The organism is Actinomadura fibrosa, assembly GCF_900659615.1.
GTDB classification, from domain to species: Bacteria; Actinomycetota; Actinomycetes; order Streptosporangiales; family Streptosporangiaceae; genus Spirillospora; species Spirillospora fibrosa.
The window spans coordinates 1-5,715 of sequence record NZ_CAACUY010000395.1; the positions used below are offsets into that span (position 1 = coordinate 1).

General features: G+C 72.9%; 6 protein-coding genes. 5 read left to right on the top strand and 1 reads right to left on the bottom strand.

Going from position 1 to position 5,715, the window contains the following annotated elements; all coding sequences use genetic code 11:
- The 5 genes from E1300_RS47020 to E1300_RS47040 form a co-directional block, all read left to right on the top strand.
- Positions 1-920 (top strand): Gfo/Idh/MocA family protein (locus tag E1300_RS47020; RefSeq protein ID WP_131763754.1); only part of this gene is annotated, 920 nt, incomplete at its 5' end.
- Complete coding sequence (locus E1300_RS47025; protein ID WP_131763755.1) at positions 917-1,789, top strand: TIM barrel protein; 873 nt, start codon at positions 917-919, stop codon at positions 1,787-1,789. The genes E1300_RS47020 and E1300_RS47025, both read left to right, overlap by 4 nt.
- A 158-nt stretch (positions 1,790-1,947) precedes the next feature.
- A complete protein-coding gene (locus E1300_RS47030; RefSeq protein WP_131763756.1) occupies positions 1,948-2,946 on the top strand; it encodes a sugar ABC transporter substrate-binding protein in 999 nt (332 codons plus the stop codon).
- The gene (locus E1300_RS47035; protein ID WP_131763757.1) at positions 2,943-4,001 is read left to right on the top strand and encodes an ABC transporter permease; all 1,059 of its coding nucleotides are present in this window, start codon (positions 2,943-2,945) and stop codon (positions 3,999-4,001) included. Before E1300_RS47030 ends, E1300_RS47035 begins: the two co-directional genes overlap by 4 nt.
- Positions 3,998-4,870 (top strand): ATP-binding cassette domain-containing protein, encoded by an 873-nt coding sequence (locus tag E1300_RS47040; RefSeq protein ID WP_131763758.1) that lies wholly within the window; start codon positions 3,998-4,000, stop codon positions 4,868-4,870. Before E1300_RS47035 ends, E1300_RS47040 begins: the two co-directional genes overlap by 4 nt.
- A 62-nt stretch (positions 4,871-4,932) precedes the next feature.
- Here the strand turns inward: E1300_RS47040 and E1300_RS50990 are convergent.
- On the bottom strand, positions 4,933-5,715 hold a 783-nt coding region (locus tag E1300_RS50990; protein ID WP_207400404.1), incomplete at its 5' end, for a hypothetical protein.

Below are 5,715 nucleotides of genomic sequence, written 5' to 3' on the forward strand. Positions count from 1 at the left end.
GCCCGCGGCCGGGCGCCGCGGGCCGGGGCGGCGCTCCGGAGGTCGCCGCCGTGGCGGACGTCGCGGACGTCTACGCGGCGGGGCTGGACGCGCTGGTCGTGGCCGCCGCGACCGACGCGCACGCCGGCCTGGTGGAGCGCGCCGTCGCCGCCGAGATCCCGGTGTTCTGCGAGAAGCCGCTCGCGTCGGACGTTGCTGGAACGTTCCAAATCCTGGCCGCGGCGGAGGTGGCCAAGGTTCCGGTGCAGGTCGGCTTCCAGCGGCGCTTCGACGCGGGCAACGCGGCGGCGCGGGACGCGCTCGCGTCCGGGCGGCTCGGCTGGCTGCACACCGTCCGCTCGTGCAGCTTCGACCCGGCGCCGCCGCCCGCCGCCTACGTGCCCTCGTCCGGGGGCCTGTTCCGCGACTGCCTGATCCACGACCTGGACCTCGTCCGCTTCGTGACGGGGCGCGAGGTCGTCCGCGTGATGGCCTCGGGCGCCAACCGGGGGGACGACTTCTTCCGCGAGTACGGCGACGTCGACACCGGGTCGGCCCTGCTCGTCCTGGACGACGGGACGCTCGGCGTCGTGTCCGCCACCCGGTACAACGCGGCCGGCTACGACGCGCGGCTGGAGCTGTTCGGGTCCAAGGACAGCATCGTCGCCGGGCTGGACGAGCGGACGCCGGTGACCGCGCTGCCCGAGCGCGGCGGTCCGGCGGAGCGGGGCGCGGGGCCGCGGGGCGCGTACAGCGGGTTCATGGAGCGGTTCGCGGACGCCTACGACGCCGAGCTGCGCGCCTTCGTGGACGTGGTCGCGGGGCGCCGCGGCAACCCGTGCCCGCCCGAGGAGGCGCTGGAGGCGTTCTACCTCGCCGAGGCGTGCGAACTGTCACTGCGGGAGGGCAGGATCGTCGGGACGGAGGAGGTGCGGCGATGAGGATCGCGGGCGCGCCGATCTCATGGGGCGTGTGCGAGGTGCCCGGCTGGGGGTACCAGATGGGGCCCGACCGGGTGCTGGCGGAGATGCGCGACCTCGGGCTGACGGCGACGGAGGCCGGGCCGGAGGGGTTCCTGCCGGGCGGGCGGGCCGACCGGGAGGCGCTGCTCGCCGAGTACGGGCTCGGGCTCGTGGGCGCGTTCCTTCCCGTCCTGCTGCACGATCCGGCGTACGACCCGGTGCCGGTGGTGGAGCGGGCCCTCGACGGCATCGGGGAGGGGGCCGTGCTCGTGCTGGCGGCCGCGACCGGGCGGGACGGCTACGACGAGCGGCCGGTCCTGGACACGCGGGCCTGGCGGACGCTGGTGGCCAACCTCGACGCGATCACCGCGCGGGCCGCCGACTGCGGCGGCCTGGTCACCCTGCATCCGCACGTCGGGACGGTCGTGGAGGGGTGCGCGGAGGTCGAGCGGGTGCTCGGCGCCAGCTCCGTGCCGCTGTGTCTGGACACCGGGCACCTGCTGGCCGGCGGCACCGATCCCGTGTGGCTGACGCGGTTCGCCTCCGCCCGGATCGCGCACGTCCATCTGAAGGATGTCGACGCGGCGCTCGCGGAGCGGGTGCGGCGCGGCGAGGTGACGTACGCGAGCGCGGTGCGGGACGGCCTGTACCGCCCGCTCGGCGACGGCGACGTCGACATCCCCGCCATCGTCCGCACGCTGGAGGTCGCCGGTTACGAGGGCTGGTACGTGATGGAGCAGGACGCCGTCCTCGCCGACGAGCCCCCGCCGGGCACCGGCCCGTACGGCGACGTCCGCCGCAGCCTGGACTATCTGGCCGGGACGGTGCCCGCCGGGCCGCGCGGCTGACGGCCGTGCGATCTGGCTAGGGTGTTCAGCTCAGCAGATCCGCCGATGCGCGGGGCCGCGCCCGCTTCGGGCAGGAAGAACGGGCGCGGCGCCGCCATCTGTGATCAACTCCTCTGTTGACCCAGCCCACCCCTCGGGGGAGAAACGGAGAGCGTCCGATGAGAGGTGCAGTCCTGCGCAGGCCGTCCACGAGCCTCGCGGTCCTGGCCGCCGCCGGGGTGCTGGCGCTCGGCGCCTGTAGCAGCTCGGGCGGCAAGAAGGCCGAGGAGAGCGCGAACCCGGCTCCCGGCGCGGGCCCGCGGCTGAAGATCGCGATGGTGACCCACTCGGGGCCGGGCGACACTTTCTGGGACATCGTGCAGAAAGGGGCGAAAGCCGCCGCGGCCAAGGACAACGTCCAGTTCCTCTACTCGGCGGACCCGGACGGCGGCAAGCAGGCCCAGCTCGTCCAGGCCGCGATCGACCAGAAGGTGGACGGCATCATCGTCACCCTCGCCAAGCCGGACGCGATGAAGGACGTCCTCGCCCGCGCCACCGCCGCGAAGATCCCCGTCGTGTCGATCAACTCCGGCGCGAACGACTCGGCCAAGCTGGGCGCGGTCGCGCACTTCGGGCAGGACGAGTCCATCGCGGGCGAGGCCGCCGGGACGGAGCTGGCGAAGATCGGCGCGAAGAAGGCGCTGTGCGTGATCCACGAGCAGGGCAACGTCGGGCTGGAGGACCGCTGCGCCGGGGCGAAGAAGACGTTCGGCGGCGACCTGCAGAACCTGTTCGTGCAGGGCACGAACATGCCGCAGGTAAAGTCGTCCATCACGGCGAAGCTCCAGGCCGACAAGGGCATCGACGGGATCCTGACGCTCGGCGCGCCGTTCGCCGCCACCGCCGTCGACTCGGCGAAGGAGGTCGGCAGCAAGGCCAAGGTCGGCACGTTCGACATGAACAAGGACCTCATCGCCTCGATCAAGGCGGGCGACATCTGGTTCGCCGTCGACCAGCAGCCCTACCTCCAGGGGTACGGGGCCGTGGACGAGCTGTGGCTGCTGAAGAACAACGGCAACGTCATCGGCGGCGGGCGGCCGGTGCTGACCGGGCCCGCGATCGTCACCAAGGACAACGCCGGGGCGCTGGAGGCGTTCGCCAACCGGGGGACGCGGTGACGCAGGCGGTCGCGGAGCCCCCGCTGAAGGGGCCCGGCGCGGACGAGCGGCTGGAGCGCCAGTCGGCGCTGCGGCGGCTGCTCGGCCGGCCGGAGCTCGGCGCGCTGCTCGGCGCGGTCGCGCTGTTCGTGTTCTTCTCCGTCGTCGCGGACGCGTTCCTGGAGACGAGCTCGTTCTCGACGGTGCTGTACGCGAGCTCGACGTTCGGGATCATGGCGGTCGGGGTGTCGCTGCTGATGATCGGCGGCGAGTTCGACCTGTCCGCCGGGGTGATGGTGACGAGCTCGGCGCTGGTCGCGGCGCTCGTCAGCTACCAGCTCACGCTGAACGTGTGGGCGGGCGTGGTGATCTCGCTGGCCGTGACGCTCGCGCTGGGGATGCTGAACGGGATCCTCTACACGCGGACGGGCCTGCCGAGCTTCATCATCACGCTCGCCACGTTCTTCATGCTGGCGGGGCTGAACCTCGGCGTCACGAAGGCGATCACGGGGAACGTCGCGTCCGACTCCGTCCGGGACATGGACGGGTTCGACTCGGCCCGCGCGGTGTTCGCCCGCGACGTGGACGTGGCGGGCGTCAACGTGAACGTCACCGTGTTCTGGTGGCTGCTGTTCGTCGCGGTCGCGACGTGGATCCTGCTGCGCACCCGCGTCGGCAACTGGATCTTCGCGGTGGGCGGCGCGGCGGCCAGCGCCCGCGCGGTCGGCGTGCCGGTCGCCCGCACCAAGATCGGGCTGTTCATGGGCGTGGCGTTCTGCGCCTGGTTCTCCGGGATGCACCTCGTGTTCGCGTTCGCGACCGTCCAGTCGGGCGAGGGCGTCGGCAACGAGTTCTCGTACATCATCTGCGCGGTCATCGGCGGGTGCCTGCTCACCGGCGGCTACGGGTCGGCGATCGGCGCGGCGATCGGCGCGTTCATCTTCGGCATGACGAACAAGGGCATCGTGTACGCCGAGTGGAACCCGGACTGGTTCCGCTTCTTCCTCGGCGCGATGCTGCTGGTCGCGACCGTGGTCAACCTCGTCGTGCGCCGCAGAGTGGAGCGATCGCCATGACGGGCGCGGCCGTGCCCCGCGAGCAGGGGAGTCCGGACGCGGCGCCGCTGGTGCGGCTGACCGACGTCGGCAAGAGCTACGGGTCGGTCATCGCGCTGCGCGGTGTGAGCCTGGAGGCGGACGCGGGGGAGGTCACCTGCGTCCTCGGCGACAACGGCGCGGGCAAGTCCACCCTCATCAAGATCATCGCCGGGTTGCACCGGCACGACTCGGGCACCTACGAGGTCCAGGGCGAGGAGGTCGCGTTCGCCTCGCCCCGGGACGCGCTGACGCGCGGCATCGCGACGGTCTACCAGGACCTCGCGGTCGTGCCGCTGATGCCCGTCTGGCGCAACTTCTTCCTCGGATCCGAGAAGCGCAAGTCGTTCGGGCGCATGGACATCGACTTCATGCGCCGCACCACCCACAGCGAGCTCGCCGAGATGGGCATCGACCTCCGCGACGTCGACCAGCCCATCGGCACGCTGTCGGGCGGCGAGCGGCAGTGCGTGGCGATCGCCCGCGCCGTCCACTTCGGCGCGCGGGCGCTGATCCTGGACGAGCCCACGGCGGCGCTCGGCGTCAAGCAGGCGGGCGTCGTGCTCCGCTACATCGTGCAGGCGCGGGAGCGGGGCCTCGCGGTCGTGTTCATCACGCACAACCCGCACCACGCCTACCCGGTCGGCGACCGGTTCCTCATCCTGAACCGGGGCCGGAGCCTCGGCTACCACACCAAGGAGGAGATCACCCGCGAGGAGCTGACCGCCCTCATGGCGGGCGGCGCCGAGCTGGAGCAGCTCGCCCACGAGCTGGACGCCGCCGCGTCCGGCGGGGCCGTGGCGAAGGAGCTGGCCCGCGAGGCGAAGGACCTCGGCGTCGCCGACTCCTGACGCCGTCCTCGTGCGGCGGGGCGTCTCGGAACGGCGCCTCGCCGCGCGGACGGACGGGCAGGTCACACCCAGCGGGTGTCGCGGAGGATCCGTTCGAGGTTCGGGGTGTCCCAGACGTCCACGACCAGGATCTTCGACTGCGGCAGGTACCAGATCCGCTCCACGTAGGAGAACCTCGTCCTGTCCGTGGGGCCGTATCCGTCGAGGCCTCCGCGCGTGTAACAGGGGACGCGCCATTCGCGGTACTCCGCCTTCCTCGTCCCCATGGGCGCGAGGCGGTTCGCCACGAGCACGGCGCCGTCCCGCACGCCGACCGCGCGGAGGTTCTCGTGGCCGGGGCAGCTCATCCCCTCGTCCTGGCCGAACAGCGACGCGTAGGTGTCGGACGCCCTGTACCGGCCGGCGACGTAGGAACCGGAGTCGTCGAAGAAGCTCGGGCCCAGCACCCGCCAGCCGGGGCACCACGTCTGGCCCGGGGAGATCGACGCGTTGACCGGCTCCTGCTTGCCGCACGTCCTCCAGGTGCGCACGTAGAAGCTGTCGGTCGCGGGCGGCGGAGGCGTCTCGTCGCCGACGGCCGTCCCGCCGTGGGGGATGCCGTAGACCTTCCAGTGGTCCGGGACCCGGAGGGAGAGCCGCCCCACCGTCATCGGCACCCCGGGAGGCGGCGGGACGGCCTTCACGGCGGCGGCGTGCGGCCTCTCGGGCGGCCTGGTCGCCTCGTAGGCGCCGACGCCCCCGGCCGCGGCGCCGACCACGGCGGTGCCCGCGATCGCGACGGCGGTCTTGGTCCCGACCGCGGCGATGACGCCCGTGGACCCGGCGGCGCCCGCCCCGGCCGCGCC

Bases quoted from the DNA above. Each gene is read 5' to 3' on its own strand.
- E1300_RS47025 (WP_131763755.1), top strand. From the start codon at position 917: ATGAGGATCGCGGGCGCGCCGATCTCATGGGGCGTGTGCGAGGTGCCC.
- E1300_RS47030 (WP_131763756.1), top strand. From the start codon at position 1,948: ATGAGAGGTGCAGTCCTGCGCAGGCCGTCCACGAGCCTCGCGGTCCTG.
- E1300_RS47040 (WP_131763758.1), top strand. From the start codon at position 3,998: ATGACGGGCGCGGCCGTGCCCCGCGAGCAGGGGAGTCCGGACGCGGCG.